Origin of the sequence: Thermocatellispora tengchongensis (genome assembly GCF_014202315.1) — a bacterium.
Classification (GTDB): Bacteria; Actinomycetota; Actinomycetes; order Streptosporangiales; family Streptosporangiaceae; genus Thermocatellispora; species Thermocatellispora tengchongensis.
In genome coordinates this window covers 460618-475971 of sequence record NZ_JACHGN010000007.1, presented here as the reverse complement: position 1 = coordinate 475971, position 15354 = coordinate 460618, and the positions used below count along the sequence as shown (strand labels likewise).

Here is a 15354-nt window from a genome sequence, read left to right as displayed (position 1 = left end):
TTCCCGAGGACTCACCAACGCAGACTTCGCGATCCTCAACGAATGGCTACGTTCGACCTGAGCCACCCATGATCCACAGGATTTGACAATTGCTCGTCCTGGTCGCCGGGGGAGACCTCCCACGCTGTCACCCACCGCCCGTCCTTGAGCTCCTCCACCTTGAGCCGGCCCGGGACGATCCGATAGCAGTGCCCGGCGGGCGAGCAGGCCGAGGTTCTGGCTACCGGGGGCCCGGCAACGGCCATGCGGGACCACGATCCGCCCTTGTCGCGGGAGGTGTAGATCCACCAATTGCTGAAGCCCGGCCGCTCGCTCTCTCTTACCGTCACCACGATGGCGTCAGTGGTCGTGTCCACCGCATGCGCGCTGTACGTCGAGGGAGGCGACCACTGTCCGGTCGCCGCCACAGCCACCACGGCGACCGGAATAGCGACCACGACCCGCGCGAGCCGTACGGCGCGCGGGTCAGGGTGCTTCCAGATCCACCATGCTGCGTACAGGGCGGGCAGGGTGAGGAGGTCGGTGGGGTCGGCGAGGACTCGGGATGGGCCCCAGAGCAGCGTCCAGGCTTGGGAGGCGGTCTCGGCCCCGAGCGATGTGCTCTTGACCAGGGTGAATAGCACGCCCGTGAGCAGGATGGATACCCAGGGCCTTCTGAGGGCCAGGTTCAGCAGGGGCGGGGCCACGATCAACCCGGCGACGTCGCTGAGCTTGCCGGTCACCACGCCAGGCCATAACCATTTCAGCAGGTGATCGTTGAGCAGCAGGACCAGCGCAGCGACTAAGGGTCAACGGATGCCCCAGTCACGCCACGGCCGAATTCCTCACGTCTGGAAAGATGGCGCGAAACCGACATCCGTTCCGTGTAATCCACATTCGTGACCAACCTGCCGCCAACCGCTGACATAGCCCTACGTCAGGTCGTCCGGCAGCCGTGCCTGTTCGGCGTACAGCGCCCTTGCCGCCTCCATCGGCTCGGCGTCATGCATCTCGTACCAGTCGCCTTCGCGCCGCAACACCGTCACAAGTGCGGTAACGAAGACGCGCCGGTGATCACATCATGGGCGAGGATCTGCCGAAGCCGGTGGTTCTTGGACTGCCGCGCCGCATCCGGTGCTAGGGTCTGGCGGCCCTGCGCTCCGGGTCGGCTTGCCACCGGATCACCCGGGCGTGGACGTTGATCTTGCTAACACCGACCTTGATCCGACTACGAATCAGGAGGTGTTCTCCCACTCTTCCGCTTCTCGATGGAGGCGCTGGGCCAGCGTCTTCAGTTTGCGCTTGAGGTCGTGCCTGGTGCTGCCCCGAGTTTTGATCGCATGGCAGTTCGGACATAAAGCAATCATGTTGGCGGGGTGATCCCGGCCCTGCGCGGCTCGTTCGTCGACATGGTCGACTTCGAGTATGGCGTCGCCCCTGTCGGTGACATCGGCTGGTTGGCCGCCGCAATCCGGGTTCTCGCACTTGCCTCGGGCGCGCAGCATCACGGCAAGGCGAGCATCCGCAGAGCGGAAGTAACGGTCGGTGGCGGTGCGAGTTGTCCTGCTGTGGTTGACCCGTTCCCTGCGTTCTACCGACGCACACAGCTTGCGGTACTGCCGGCCTGTATCCCGTTTGCTAAGCGCAGTAGGCGCTTCTGTCCCGAGAGTTTCGTCGTGCGTCTGCTGGTCATCTTGAGCAAGCCGGTCTAGGACTGACTGTGGCCATTGGTCCCGGAAGGGGGACGGCACCGGGGCCAGTACCCAAGCGAACTCACGCCGCCACTGCTTGTCCTCGCCCCTGCCCCACACCAGACGCCTATCCACGATGACAGTCCAGGTGACAAACGTCCAGTCGCCACCGGTGGGCTGGTGCCAGTACCTGATGGGTTTCTGTTCCCGCTGGCAGACCAGCAGTTGAGCGTTGCCCACGCCTTTCAGACTTTGGTCGCCACTCAATCCTTGACCGCGGTACTCGATCAGATCCGTGCCTGGAATGGTTCGGTCATCGTAAGGGCCTCTAGCGTCCGAGAAGACACACATCAGCCCATCGTCGAGGGTGCCGATTCCGCTGGTCCACTGGCCGCCAAAGGCTGTGTGAATGGCTTTGCGCTTGGGGAACCTCACAGACCCAGGAACCGGCAGGAGCAGGTCAGCCTCTTGGCCGGCTGGCAGCAGACCGTCCAAGCCAACATCAGCAACCAGCCCCGCCGGAACAGGGTTAAAGAAGCGGGCCAGCAGGATCGCAGCCGCATTCGCCACCAGGCCAGGCTCCGCACTCAGCATCGCGTGCACGTCCGGTGTGAAGCCGGCTTCGGGATTGACGTGGTCAAGCACGCTGATGGTGGGCCGACGTTGCCCTGGTGGGGGTGCGATCCGCTCCGCGTCCTTGATCTCCCAGAGGGCATCCGTGGCGTGCAAGACCCAGAACGGGTACTGGGCGCTATCGGCCGTGGCGCCGTTGCCGTAGGCGCCCTCGAGCTTCTCGAACGCGGCGCGGGTTTCCCGCCAGGTGGTGAGCCGCGGCGCGCCAATGGCAACGCGGCCAAGTAGCCACAGCAGCAGAAGCGGACGGTGCGTAGGGGCGGTGTCTCGCACAGAGCGAGGGGACAGCTGGCCGATCTTCTTGATGAAGTCACGTCGAGAGGTGGGGGAGGTAGCCACAGATCAACGCTAACGGGCAACTCCGACAAAATCGTGCAGCCCGGATAACTCGCCGAGATCACCACACTCCGGAACCCATGTCTGGGGCGGTAGGTGTCAAGTCAGGTGCTGCTGAGGCGTTAAGCGGCGTCTTCCTCGTCTGGGCTGCTGGTCGGGACGTCGTCGTCGCTGGGCTCGTTGATCCATGCCTTGGTGGAGAGCTTGGGGGCCGGGGCGGTGCCGATGCGCATGGTGAACGGCGTACTCGGCGACGATCCGCTGCTTGTACTCCGCCGGAAGTGCCGGAGCTTGGGTCGATCAGCTCGGGCCCACCGGCCTCCAGGTCGTGCTTCGTATCGTTACAGTCTGCTACGCCAGGTCTCGTCCTAGTCGTACCACACTGAGAACTTCCTCGCCGTGTGTCCTACTTGAGCCTGACGCAGAGGGAAGACGTATGACAGCACTGACCGTAGGATGCAGGCTCAGCCGGCGGTGGTCTTGGCGTAGTGGAAGACCTCGGGCGGCAGCGGGTGCTCCAGACGCCACACGAACCGGATCGGCCGCTCGCCCTCATGGCTGACGTACTGCATTGGCCCGGCGTACGTATACGGCGGTGCGCCCAGCCCTTCATCCCGCTTGGACTTCCGGATCAGCAAGTGCACAGTAGATTGACCGCTGATGTACCGGCGAGCGGTGGCGGTAGTGGAGCGCAACGTGCTCTGCGACTCCCACTGGAACAGGGTCTCGCTGATGGCCCGGTCGTGATACAGGGTCGTGGGGGAGTAGTGGTCCTCTGACTTGTCGATGGTCACGAAGAACAGGTCCGCCTTGTGCTCTTCGACGTACTTCACGCCCTCGCGTACATTGGCCGGCCTGTCCACGCCGAAGGCGGCCAGGGCCTCGTTCTTGCTGTAGTGGGCATGGACATGCAGTGGCACGGCAGCGTCCATTGGCGGGGCGAGATGCCGGATTCTGGACCGCAATACGTCCACCAACTCGCCCAGCTCCGCCGCTCGGGAGCCGGAGAGCTGGGCGAGCCTGGCCTCCATGCCCGAGACCGGCTGGGCGCCACCCCATAGCATCGCGTCGAGCATCGCCAGGACACGTACTTCACGGGGAGACTGCGGCGTGCCTCCCTTCAGGACCTCGCTGAGGAAGGTGAGGCGCTCGACGTCGTCGATGTGGAGCATGCGGCCGAAAGCGCGGCCGAGCTGCTGGTCGGGCTCGGTTGCCTCGAAGCCCGCGGTGTGCCGCAGATGAGCCCAGCCCTGACGCCGCCGGTACAGATCCTCCACGTCAAGGCCGGTCTCCTCCAGAAAGCGTGCTAGGGAAACGTCGCCGAGGTCTCGCAGCTCGCGCCCCAGGTCCCGCCAGTTGATGTTGAGCGCCTGGCGTACGTTCTCCAGGACCAGGCGGCGTACGTCCCGATCGAGGTCGATCACACAGCCGGCGGGCAGGGTGGGAAAGCCCTGCTCGATCTCGCGTGCGATCCCCGTACGGCTGGCGCCGGTGAGGGCGCGGAAGCGGCGGTCGAAGCGGAAGCGCTTGTGCTGGTGTCCCACGAAGTCGAGCACGGTTAGGCACGGCTTGTCGTTGGCCAGCCGGAGGCCGCGTCCGAGCTGCTGCAGGAAGACCGTGGCACTGTCGGTGGGACGTAGGAAGAGGACGGTGTCGATCTCGGGGACATCGACGCCTTCATTGAAGAGGTCGACGGTGAAGACGGCGTTAACCCGGCGCTCACGCAGGTCGCGCAGTGAATTGGCTCGCTCCTCCGGCGAGCTCTGCGCGGTGACAGCGACCGAGGGTATCCCTGCCTGTGTGAACCGCGTGGCCATGAAGCGGGCGTGCTCAATGCTGACGCAGAAGCCGATGGCCCGCATGCTGCCGACGTTGCCGATCTTGCGCTGCAGAGTCTCCAAGACGATGGCAACGCGGCGGTCGTCGCCGGTGTAGACGCCCGACAGTTGGCGCACGTCGTATCCCTGGCCGCGCCTCCAGCCGATCCCGCTCAGATCAGTGCCGTCGTGCACGCCGAAGTACTGGAACGGCGCGAGTAGGCCGCGCTCCAGCGCTTCCCATAGGCGCAGTTCGGCGGCGATTCGGCCGCCGAACCAGTGCTTGATGTCCTGCCCATCGGTGCGCTCCGGGGTGGCAGTGAGCCCGAGCAGCACCTTGGGCTGCACTGCGGAGAGCAGGCGCCGGTACGTCGCGGCCTCGGCGTGGTGGAACTCGTCCACGATCACCATGTCGAACGCGTCCGGCTGGGGCAACGGGTTGATGTGCAGCGACTGGATAGAGGCGAACACGTGTCGCCACTCCTCGGGGCGGGAGCCGCCCACGTACAGTTCCCCGAACGTTGCGTCACGCAGCACTTGGCGGAAGGTGAGCATGCTCTGCCGCAGGATCTCTTCGCGGTGGGCCACGAACAGCAGCGAGGTGGCCTGCCCCGCGTCGCGGAGCCGCCGGTAGTCGAGGGCGGCGACCATGGTTTTGCCGGTGCCCGTGGCCATGACGACGAGATTTCGCCATCGGTCGTGGATGTGGCGTTCGGCGGCGAGCTCGTCGAGGATGTCGCGCTGATAGGTGTACGGCCGGATGTCGACGTGCGCAAAGTCGATGACGACGCTGCGCTCGCCTGAACGCTCTACTGTGAGCGCCCGATCAAGGCGCTCGGCGTCCCGAGTGGGATCGTAGGGCTCGAATGACGGGTCGCCCCAGTAGTCGTCGAACGTGGCCGCGAACGTGTCGATCAGATGCGGCTGTTCCGCCTGCGCGAGGCGTACGTTCCACTCCAGGCCGTGACTGAGCGCAGCCTGCGAAAGGTTGGACGAGCCGACATAGGCCGTGGATAGACCCGAAGCGCGGTGAAACAGCCACGCCTTCGCGTGAAGCCGAGTTGTCCGGGTGTCGTAGCTGATGCGGATGTCAGCACCCATGGCAGCCAGCCGGTCCAGCGCGAGGCGGTCAGTCGCGCCGATGTACGTGGTGGTCACCACGCGCAGTTGTCCGCCGCGTGCCACAAACTCCTCGATGGCCTCGGCCAGCACGCGTACGCCGTTCCACTTCACGAAGGCGCACAGCAGGTCCACTCGGTCCGCGGAGGCCAGCTCGCGCTTGAGTTCGTGTCCGATCTCCGGCTGCCCTCTGCCGTTGACTAGCAAGGCACTACCCGTGAGCGGCACCACTGGCCGCGGCGGGAACCGTACCTGCCCTGCCGCATCCCGGCCGCGGGCGATCCCTAGCAGTTCCTCGGCGGCCTCTACGAGTTCGTCCGGGTCGGCAGCCTCGGGCACGAGATCGCCAATCAGCTCAGCGATCCGGTTGACGATCTCGACCTGTCGGGCCAGGCGCGCGGCGTCGCTTTCCCCACGCACGGCCCGAAGCGCCCTCCGCGCAAGCGCAGCGAGATGTCGCGCCAGCATCTCGTGTGAATCTGCTACATCCAGCGCCCGCCGATCGATCAGCCCCCGATCAGGTACGGCACGCAGCAGGGCGCCTATTTCGCGCGTTACCAGATGCTCGTAGACGCCCGGCTGAAGATCGCTCACTCCGCGACTATAGGGCGTGGTGCGCGGAGCTACTGCTGAAATGCGCCAACTACTCCGTCTTCAGGGCATGTTGAGCAAGGTGATGGGGGCGGCATGCGTTCGGGGCTGCAGGGGGGCCGTCGGGTAGCCGCGAGCGCCGCTCCCCCCGATCTCACCGGCACCCACTCGGCGATCGGGCCGCTGTTGCCCGCCCCACTCCTACGACAACCGGGAAAATGCCTTGGTTGGGGCATTGTGACATTGGCGTTCAACTTTGATTCGTCATTGAAGCGCGTCCACGTCATGGTAAGAATTGATGGGCCGTTCCTCGAACGTGCGCTCGGAAGATATCGGCATTCCATCGAGCATTAATGACGAGGTGCGAGCCGTCCGGCCTGTCACCTCTGGGTGAACGCTAGGGGCGACTTCGTGTAGCAGTGTGAGATGTCGGAATTTCGTCCGATTTGGAGCGTATGTATGCAGGCAAGAACGTTCACCGTGACAATCTCGGGCAGGGAGCGCGAAGACGGCGAAGCGCCGTACACGTACGTCGTAACGGCGGCAGACTATGAGGAGGCAATCGGGAAGGTCAAGAAGATCCATCAGGCTGAATATGAGGATGAGCTCGCTGACCTGCAGCTTGAGGAGATCTTCGAGGGCATGCCCTGGGAGCACTGCGGTTACGCCTGGAATGACGTGCGTGACTCACCCATATCGACGTAGCGGCTGCTGGTTCCTTCGTCGCCCATGGTGAGCTTGACCAGCTAGCGGGTGGAGATCAATCGGTTACGGGCGGGTGAGCATGGGACGTCGATCCGTGTAGCCAGCGCTGCCGATCCTTCAGGTGAGGCGATCGGAAGGCGTCTGGCGAGTCGCCGCGAAGGATGGATGAGAAAAGCCCTGCGCCGTAGCCTGATGTCAACAAGACGTTCAAGGAGGTCAGGGCTTATGCCTGACGGTAACGCGCCGATGAGCTTCGGTGAACGCGTTGAGTACTACCGCCTCCGCGCCGGGATGACCCGGCCCGTACTCGGCCAACTCTGCGGGCGCTCGGCTGAATGGGTGAAGGCCATCGAGACCGGCCGTCTGCTGATGCCCCGCCTCCCCTTGCTCATCCGGATGTCGGAAGTCCTTGAAGTGGACGATCTGGCTGAGCTGACCGGTGAGCAGAAACTCACGTCTGCTACCTATGGCAAGCGTCGTCACGAGCAGGCCGACCGCATCGCACGGGTGCTGGCCACCTTCCCGTTGGAAGCTTCGGGGGATCGGGAGCCGGTGACGGCGGAGGCGTTGGCGGGCAACGTCGCGCAGGCGTGGATAGTGTGGCACGGCTCGCCCCAGCACCGTACGGCCGTCGCCACGGTGTTGCCGCGCCTGCTCGCCGACGCGCACTACTCGGCCAAGCATCTGGAGGGGAACGAACGACGCCGCGCTCTGGTGTCGCTCGCGCAGGTGTACCACCTCGCACAGCTCTACCTGTCGTTCCAGCCGATACCGAATCTGGTGATGTTGACCGGCGACCGCGCCATGCGCGCCGCTCAGGATGCCGACGACCCGACCGCCATTGCCGCTGCTGCCTGGTATATGAATCATGTCTACCGCGACGCGGGTGAGCAGGCCGAGGCTCGGATCGAACTCGCTCATCAGGCGAGCGCGCTGCTCGATCAAGAGCGCGACGAGGAGCGGGCGCTGTGGGGGCTGCTTCAACTCGCCATCGCCCTGTCGCACGCGAAAACCGGTCGGCGGGGTGACGCCGAGAGGCATTGGGACCAGGCCGACCGTGCCGCCCGTTCTCTGGAGGGCCGGCATCCGTGGCTGCTGTTCGGCCAGGACATGGTGAACGCGTACGCCGTCACCATGTACGCCGACCTGACGGACGCGACTGAGGCGACAAAGCAGGCGAACCGGATCAACATCGAGATGCCGTCCGCGACCAGGCGCAGTTTCCACACGATCGAGATCGCCCGCGCCTATCACCTCAAGCGGGAGCCGCTGGCCACGGTGCACCTGCTCAACCGGGCGTTCGACATCGCGCCGGAGACGGTGAGCTACAACCTGTTCACCCGTGCCGCTGTGCTGGAGTTGATGGCATCCGGCGGGGCCACGGTACGCGATGACGCCCGGGCGCTCGGACGGAAGCTGCAATTACCCGACGTGGCGTGACGGGTACGATCTGTACCCGGCGAGGTAGGGGTAGCGGCGTTCCCTGCTGCCTGCTGTAGCCGACGTGACACTTGCGTCGTGCAGCCTTACAGCGATGAGCCAGCCGGATGGGCCGCGCATGCGACCGCGACGGAGCAACAGGGCGCGGGCGACATGCCGGCGACCGTAAGCGAATGCGTACTCGCCGGGAACGATCGCGCGCCGCGTGCGGCGCGGGAGTTCGTGGGCAAGGCGCTGTCTGGACATCCGCGTCTTGAGGACCTCATCCAGATCGTCTCCGAGTTGACCACGAACGCCGTACGCCACTCTCGCTCCAGGCGGCCGGGTGGCAGGGTGAACGTGAGCGTGGTCGCGGGCATCGGCTACGGGGGCGTCCGCTTCGCCGGAGTGACGGTCACCGACGACGGCTCCGATCGGCAACCGTGCGTCCAGCGCTGTCCCCGGGTGGAGGAGTCCGGGTACGGGCTCGCCCTTGTTGAGGAGTTGGCCGACCGCTGGGGCCACTACATTCTCGACCAGCGGCGAACGGTGTGGGCAACGGTGACGACCCCATGAGCGTCACGGACAGCCCCGCGCTTCGCCCTCGCGAGATGCCGCTGACGTGCCAAGAGGCTTTGTACCTGCACGTCATCGCCACCACGTGGCCCGGCTGGATCATCACCGCGGGCCCTACTTGGTGGGCGGTCCGGCTCGATGCGCTACCGCCACGCCATCGCGCCGCTGGGTTGCGGCACATCATCGGCCGGTTGAGCGCGGTGGAGCTGGTGATGGAGCTGCGCGCCGAGGACCACATCACCCGGCAGATGATCGTCCGTTCATGAGCCCCCGGCCGTCGCAGTCTTCCCATCCTGCGGCGGCCGGGACCCCGACGCCCCCCACGTGAGGCCGCGTGTCGTCATCCGCCGGCCGTGGGGTGGCCGGCCCCGCCGGGTTCTAGAGGTGGTTCCTGGCGGGGCCTTTTGACGCCGTCGTACCGGTGGTCGGCGGGCGTGAGGTCGGCGGCGTTAGCGTGGGGATATGGACGTCACTGCAGGTAGGTACACGTTCGGCTCGCAGACCGGTACGCTCCTGGTCAAGACGACCCGTACCGGGCTGGGGGCCAAGGCCGGTCACGATCTCACCATCGAGGTGACGCGATGGCGTGGTGAGGCCGTGGTCAACGCCGCCGACCCGACGGCCACTCAGGTGACGGTCGAGGCCGACGCCGACTCCTTCGAGGTACGGGAGGGCGTCGGCGGTATCAAACCGCTCACCCCTTCCGACAGCGCCGAGATCAAGAAGAACATCCAGGACAAGGTCCTCCATACGGACCGCTACAAAACGATCGTGTTCCGGTCGGCCCGGGTCGAAGGCACTGCGGACGCGTTCCAGATCCACGGTGACCTCACGATCGCCGACAGCACCGGCTCGTTGACGGTGCGGGGCGGCGTAAGCGGAGACCGGGTGACCGGCGAGGCCGTCGTGGTGCAGTCCCGCTGGGGGATCAAGCCGTACTCCGCCTTCTTCGGCGCGCTGAAGTTGAACGACGCGGTCGAGGTGCGGTTCGACGTCGGTCTTGCGCCGGAGGGGTGACCTGGACGGCTCGCCCCGCCGGTGACGACGAGCGCTCCTCCGCATCACCCTTCGGGACGACCTCGTCACCGTCCCCGTGGACGGGATCGAGCGGTCGCCGGCACGCGTGGCGACGACCGCCTGACAGGGCACTTCGTGGAGTCCGCGAGGAACCTTCTGGTCCGCGACGTCTGACCAGCTCCTCAAACGCGGCTGCGGCATGCGGGCGAACGGGATGCGGCTGAACGGGATGCGGCCGAATCGGCACCGCGGCTTTTTCAATGCCCCGAAGGGGACTACAGTCGCCTCACTTACGGCACCGAAAGGACGTCGGCGAAGTCGGCGCGCTCCCTGGAGGATTGCGAATAGATGCGACAGGATCTGCTCTACGTGTCCGGCCTGAGCAAATCCTATTCCCAGGTGCCCGTGCTGCAGGACGTGAGCTTCTCGCTCCGGGCCGGTGAGGCCCTGGCGGTGGTCGGGCCCAACGGCGCCGGGAAGACCACCTTGCTGAAATGCGTCGCGGGGATCGAGGACGCCGATGACGGCGTGATCGAGTTGGACGGCGCGCGACTTCGCGAATCGGATGCGGCCACTCGTGCCGCGATGGCCTGCCTTCTCGACGACGTGGACTACTTTCCCGACCTGTCGGTCATCGACCACCTGACGCTGTACGCCTGGGCGCACGGCACGGATGACCCCGACGGGACGGTGGCGTCGGTGCTGCGGGAGCTCGATCTGCACGCGGCGGCGAACCAGCTTCCGATCACCTTGTCCAGCGGCCAGCGCCACCGGCTCGGCCTCGCCTCCTGCCTGGTGCGCCCGCGCCGGCTGCTCCTTCTCGACGAGCCGGAACAGCGTCTGGACGCCAAGGGGCGGGCCTGGCTCGCCGAGCGGTTGCAGGCGGAGAAGGCGGCCGGCGTCGCGATACTCTTCACCTCCCACGATCGCGAGCTGGTCGGCGCGGCGGCCGATCGGACGATCGAGGTGGCGGGGTGACGGTCGTCGGCGCCCCGCGGATCGTTCCGAAGGCCGGTGCTCTGCGCAGCCGGAAACGGTCCTGGAAACCGCGGCGATCCCTGCCGTACCTGCTGTACGCGCTGCTCGAACGCGGGATCTACGTCGCGATCCTCGGTGGTCTGATCGTCGAGGTGGTGCGGTCGGGGTTCGAGCGCGTCGAGGGGGGCGGCGCGGCGCCGGAGGCGGTCAGGACGTCGGTGACGCAGCTCACGGCCGCGGTCATCGCGGTCTTGTGTGTGGTGCTGCTCGCCAAGGCGCTGCTGGCGTTCGGGCCGCTGTACGCGGGCGCTCCGGCGCGCACCTGGTTGCTCAGCACCCCCGTGGATAGAGGCGCCCTGCTCAGCCGGCATCTGGCGGTGGCCGTGGCGATCGGCCTGGCCGTCTCCGCCGGGCTCGGGTTCGCGTTCCTCGCGGTGACCCGCCTTTCGGTGCCGCTCGTGCCGTGGTTCACGCTGTGGGCGGCGCTCGGCGTCGTCCTGACGTGCCTGTGCGTCCTGGTCCAGGCGGGACATCGGTCGGTACGCGGCGTGCAGCGGGGGCTGAGCGTGGCGGCGTACGCGCTCGTCGGCGTCGCGGCGGCGATCCTGGTCCTGCGGCCCGGCTACCTGCTGCCGGGCCTGGAGCAGGCCGGGACGGTGGCGTACGCCGTGTGCGCGGGCGTCGTCCTGGCCCTGGCCGTGGTCGCGGCGCATCTGGCCCGGCGCAGCCTGGACGCCATGACCCGGGGCATGGTCTCCTCGGGCGCCGAACTCGCCACGGCGGCCCAGGTCTCGGTTTTGTCGCTCGACGTCACCTTGTTCTGGTCCATCGTTGCGGAACGGCGGGCGCGGACGATCGCGCGGGTACGGCCCGCGGCCATCAGCGGCAGCCGTTTCGTCGCTCTGGTGAAAGCCGATCTGGCACGTGTGCGGCGTACGCCGACCGGCCTGTTCATCTGGGCGGCGCTGATGGCCGTGCCGTACGCCGTGACCGTGGTGGGGCTGACCGCTTTCCTGCCGGCCCTGCATACGGTGACCGCGTTCTTGGCCGTGGACAGACTGGCCGGCGGGCTGCGTGTCGTCTCCCGCTCGCCCGCGATTCGCCGGGCCTTGGGCGGGTCGGACCTGTCGCTCACGCTCGCGCATCTGGTGGTGCCGGCGGCGGGGGCGGTGCTGTGGTCGGCGGGGACGGTGGTGCTGGTTCCCGGTGTGCCGGTGCTCACCGCCGCCGTGTCCGCCGTGGGCGCGCCGGCCGTGGCCTACCGGGTGGCGACCCGGCCGCCGCTGGACTACTCAAGCCCCGTGGTGGACGTCGGGCTGTTCGGCCCGACGCCCCTCGGCCTGGTCGTGCAGCTTCTCCGCGGTCCCGCGCTGCTGGCCGGGCTGGCGCTCCTGCAGACGGCGCTGGCCGCGGGCTAGCGGCATCGCGCCGGTGCTCGCCGCTGGTCAGCCCATGCTCTTGGCGCCGTCCAGGGACTCGCGGATGATGTCGGCGTGGCCGGCGTGCTGGGCCGTCTCGGCGATGATGTGCATCAGCACCCGGCGGGCCGACCACGACGTGGGCTCGAACCACGGGGCCTTCGGCAGCGGCTGGGCGGCGTCCAGGTCGGGCAGGGTGGCGATCACCTCGTCGGTACGGCGGGCCACCTCCTCGTAGTCGGCCAGCACGCCGGCCAGCGTCTCACCGGGCAGCATCCGGAACTCGTCGGCCCGCTGGGCCCAGTCGTCCTCGGTCATGCTGTCGAAGTCGCCCATGGCCGAGGGGCCCTCCAGGATGAAGTTCACCCAGCCCCGCTCCACCGAGGCGACGTGCTTGATCAGGCCGCCGAGGCACAGCTCGCTGACGGTGGTCCGCTGCCCGGCCTGCTCGTCGGTGAGGTCGCGGGTGGTGAAGCGCAGGAAGTGCCGGTGCTGGGCCAGGGCCGCCAGCAGGTCGGCCCGCTCGCCGGTGATGGCCAGGGTGTTGACGCTCATGCTTCGCCTTCCGTCGTTCGTTCCGCGGTCAAGGACCACGCTACGGGCCATAGGTGTCACTTTCTGACCTGAATTCCGGGCAGAATCGGGAACATGGCGAACACCAGCACCCGGACGCTGCGGCTGCTGTCCCTGCTCCAGAACCACCGGTTCTGGCCGGGCACCGAGCTGGCCGAGCGGCTGGGGGTCTCGATCCGCACCCTGCGCCGGGACATCGACCGGTTGCGCGAGCTGGGCTATCCGGTCCAGGCGCAGCGCGGCGTGGAGGGCGGCTACCAGCTCGCCGCGGGCGCGGCCCTGCCGCCGCTGGTGATCGACGACGACGAGGCGGTCGCCCTGGTCATGGGGCTGCGGACCGCCGCGCAGGGCGGGGCGGAGGGCATCGCCGAGGCGTCCGTCCGGGTGCTGGCCAAGGTGGTGCAGGTGATGCCCGCCCGGCTACGCCGCAGGATCGAGACCTTGCAGGCGATGACCGAGCCCGCCGGCTGGGGCGGCCCGGCCACGACGGGGGTCGATCCGGGTGTGCTCACCGCGGTCGCGCTGGCCTGCCGCGACAGCGAGCAGCTTCGCTTCTCCTACACCGCCGCCTTCGGCGAGCGCTCCGACCGGCACGTCGAACCGTACCGGCTGGTGTGTCACTGGCAGCGCTGGTACCTGGTCGCCTACGACCTCACCCGGCACGACTGGCGCAGCTTCCGGGTCGATCGGCTCACCGAGCCACGCGGTACCGGCTCCCGGTTCCGGCCCCGCGATCTGCCCGCCGCCGACGCCGCCGAGTTCGTCCGCGCCGGTCTGGAGAACCGCCCTCGCCCGTACCGGGTGGAGGTCCTGGTCGATGCTCCGGCCGCGACCGTACGCGAACGGATCGGCCGGTGGAGCACGGTCGAGGAGATCGACGCCGGGCACTGCCGGGTCCGCATGACCTCCGACTCCCTGGACTGGCCGACCATGGCCCTGGGCGTGGTCGGCGCCGGCTTCCACGTCCTCCACCCGCCCGAACTGCTCGACCGGGTGCACGACTGGGGCGCCCGGTTCAGCAGGGCCTAGGCGCCGTGGTGCGCGTGGTCGGTGGCGATCGTGCGGGGCACCTGGTTCTCGGTGCCGGGCTCCACGATCACGAACTGTCCCATCATGCCGGAATCCTCGTGCCGGAGGATGTGGCAGTGGTACATGTACGGCGTGGCCGGGTCGGTGAAGCGGCCGAACCGGACGGCGAGCCGTACCGTGCTCTTCGGCGGCACGTAGACGGTGTCCTTGTGGCCGCTCCCGTACGCCGGAGGCTTCTCCCCGTCCACGTCGAGCACCTGGAAGGCCACTTCGTGGATGTGGAAGTTGTGCGCGTAGACGGTGTTCTCGATCTCCCAGATCTCGGTGGCGCCGGCGGGCACGACCTCGTCGATTCGCGACAGGTCCATCTCCTTGCGGTTGATGGCGTCGTGCCCGTTGAGCTGGAACCGGCGGACCCTGGCGTTCGGGGGGACCGCGATCGGGGCGGGGGCGCCGGCCAGGCGGGACGGCAGACGGGGAGAGGCGGCCAGCCGCGGCGCCGCGACGATCTTCAGCAGGTCGAAGTCGCCCTCGTCGATGTCGTCCGATCCCGAGAGCGTGCGCAGCAGGACCTGCTCGCCGGCCGTGAAGGCCGCCACGACCTCCACCCGCTCGCCCGGCGTGAGCGAGACCTGCTCCACCTGGACCGGGGCGGGCAGCAGCCCGGCGTCGCCGCCGACGACATGGAACGCACGCCGGTCGGCGAACGCGAGGTGGTACATCCGGGCGTTGGACCCGTTGAGGATCCGGAAGCGCACCCGCTCGGTGCGCACGTTCAGGAACGGGGCGTGCGTGCCGTTGACCAGCATGTGCTCGCCCAGGATGCCGAAGGTGCCATCCAACGGATCGCCGGTGGGCGAGCCGTCCTCGGCGAGGTTCTTGTCCTGAAGGATGAGCGGGACGTCGTCGATCCCGTACTTCGCGGGAAGCTCGGTCTCGGCCGGGTCGTCGATGATGAACATGCCGGCGAGGCCGCGGTAGACGTGCTCGGCGGTCGCGCCGTGCGGGTGCGGGTGATACCAGGACGTTGCGGCGGGCTGGTCGATGGTCCAGTGCGGGCTCCACGTGCCGCCCGGTTCGATCATCTGGTGCGGCCCGCCGTCCATTTTCGCCGGCAGCCGCATCCCGTGCCAGTGCACGGTGCTCGCCTCGTCCAGCCGGTTGGTGACCGCCATCCGGACTCTGTCGCCGCGCGCCACCCGGATCGTCGGCCCGAGGTGCGGGCCGTTGAACCCCCAGGTCTCGACCGGCTTGCCGGGCAGGATCTCGCTGCGGCCCCGCTGCATCGTCAGCGCGAATCTCCGCGTTCCGTCCTTGTCCACCTTGGGCACGAGCAGCGGCGGCACGCGCAGCTCGGTGCGGAAGGCGGCCGGATCGCTCATGGCGCCGGAGCCGCAGGCCGAGGCGAAGCCCGAGAGCGCGACGGCCGCGAGGAACTGTCGACGATTCATGGTCCCCGACTGTGCGGCATCG

At 67.7% G+C, this 15354-nt stretch carries 13 protein-coding genes; 8 read left to right on the top strand and 5 right to left on the bottom strand.

The genetic code is table 11. The features are described 5' to 3' along the window. Positions 1 to 35 precede the first annotated feature (35 nt). From HNP84_RS19375 to HNP84_RS19365, 3 genes are all read right to left on the bottom strand, one after another. Positions 36 to 722, bottom strand: a complete 687-nt coding sequence (locus tag HNP84_RS19375) for a hypothetical protein (RefSeq protein ID WP_185051119.1) — start codon at positions 720 to 722, stop codon at positions 36 to 38. Between the two features lie 492 nt (positions 723 to 1214). Then, complete coding sequence (locus HNP84_RS56115; RefSeq protein WP_185051118.1) at positions 1215 to 2642, bottom strand: HNH endonuclease; 1428 nt, start codon at positions 2640 to 2642, stop codon at positions 1215 to 1217. A 461-nt stretch (positions 2643 to 3103) separates the two neighbouring features. Beyond that, positions 3104 to 6169 (bottom strand): DEAD/DEAH box helicase, encoded by a 3066-nt coding sequence (locus tag HNP84_RS19365; RefSeq protein WP_185051117.1) that lies wholly within the window; start codon positions 6167 to 6169, stop codon positions 3104 to 3106. 456 nt (positions 6170 to 6625) lie between these two features. On the opposite strand from HNP84_RS19365, the gene HNP84_RS19360 reads away from it, so the two are divergent. From HNP84_RS19360 to HNP84_RS19330, 7 genes are all read left to right on the top strand, one after another. Continuing rightward, positions 6626 to 6871, top strand: a complete 246-nt coding sequence (locus HNP84_RS19360; RefSeq protein ID WP_185051116.1) for a hypothetical protein — start codon at positions 6626 to 6628, stop codon at positions 6869 to 6871. A 225-nt stretch (positions 6872 to 7096) separates the two neighbouring features. Next, positions 7097 to 8311 (top strand): helix-turn-helix domain-containing protein, encoded by a 1215-nt coding sequence (locus HNP84_RS19355; RefSeq protein WP_185051115.1) that lies wholly within the window; start codon positions 7097 to 7099, stop codon positions 8309 to 8311. Between the two features lie 78 nt (positions 8312 to 8389). Continuing rightward, positions 8390 to 8866 carry an ATP-binding protein gene (locus HNP84_RS19350; RefSeq protein WP_185051114.1) on the top strand — a complete coding sequence of 159 codons (477 nt, stop codon included), beginning with the start codon at positions 8390 to 8392 and terminating at the stop codon, positions 8864 to 8866. Beyond that, positions 8863 to 9132 carry a hypothetical protein gene (locus tag HNP84_RS19345; RefSeq protein ID WP_185051113.1) on the top strand — a complete coding sequence of 90 codons (270 nt, stop codon included), beginning with the start codon at positions 8863 to 8865 and terminating at the stop codon, positions 9130 to 9132. Before HNP84_RS19350 ends, HNP84_RS19345 begins: the two co-directional genes overlap by 4 nt. 196 nt (positions 9133 to 9328) lie before the next feature. Further along, the gene (locus tag HNP84_RS19340) at positions 9329 to 9883 is read left to right on the top strand and encodes a YceI family protein (protein WP_185051112.1); all 555 of its coding nucleotides are present in this window, start codon (positions 9329 to 9331) and stop codon (positions 9881 to 9883) included. Between the two features lie 348 nt (positions 9884 to 10231). After that, a complete protein-coding gene (locus HNP84_RS19335) occupies positions 10232 to 10861 on the top strand; it encodes an ABC transporter ATP-binding protein (protein WP_185051111.1) in 630 nt (209 codons plus the stop codon). Next, the gene (locus HNP84_RS19330; RefSeq protein ID WP_185051110.1) at positions 10858 to 12279 is read left to right on the top strand and encodes a DUF6297 family protein; all 1422 of its coding nucleotides are present in this window, start codon (positions 10858 to 10860) and stop codon (positions 12277 to 12279) included. The genes HNP84_RS19335 and HNP84_RS19330 overlap by 4 nt, the downstream gene beginning before the upstream one ends. Before the next feature lie 27 nt (positions 12280 to 12306). Here the strand turns inward: HNP84_RS19330 and HNP84_RS19325 are convergent, their stop codons facing one another. Continuing rightward, positions 12307 to 12834, bottom strand: coding sequence for a DinB family protein (locus HNP84_RS19325; RefSeq protein WP_185051109.1), 528 nt, complete (start codon positions 12832 to 12834; stop codon positions 12307 to 12309). A 93-nt stretch (positions 12835 to 12927) separates the two neighbouring features. Between HNP84_RS19325 and HNP84_RS19320 the strand changes: the two genes are divergently transcribed. Beyond that, complete coding sequence (locus HNP84_RS19320) at positions 12928 to 13881, top strand: helix-turn-helix transcriptional regulator (protein WP_185051108.1); 954 nt, start codon at positions 12928 to 12930, stop codon at positions 13879 to 13881. Here HNP84_RS19320 and HNP84_RS19315 read toward each other — a convergent pair. Continuing rightward, on the bottom strand, positions 13878 to 15332 hold the full coding sequence (locus HNP84_RS19315; protein ID WP_185051107.1) for a multicopper oxidase family protein: 1455 nt from the start codon (positions 15330 to 15332) through the stop codon (positions 13878 to 13880). The genes HNP84_RS19320 and HNP84_RS19315 overlap by 4 nt on opposite strands. Between the last annotated feature and the right edge of the window lie 22 nt (positions 15333 to 15354).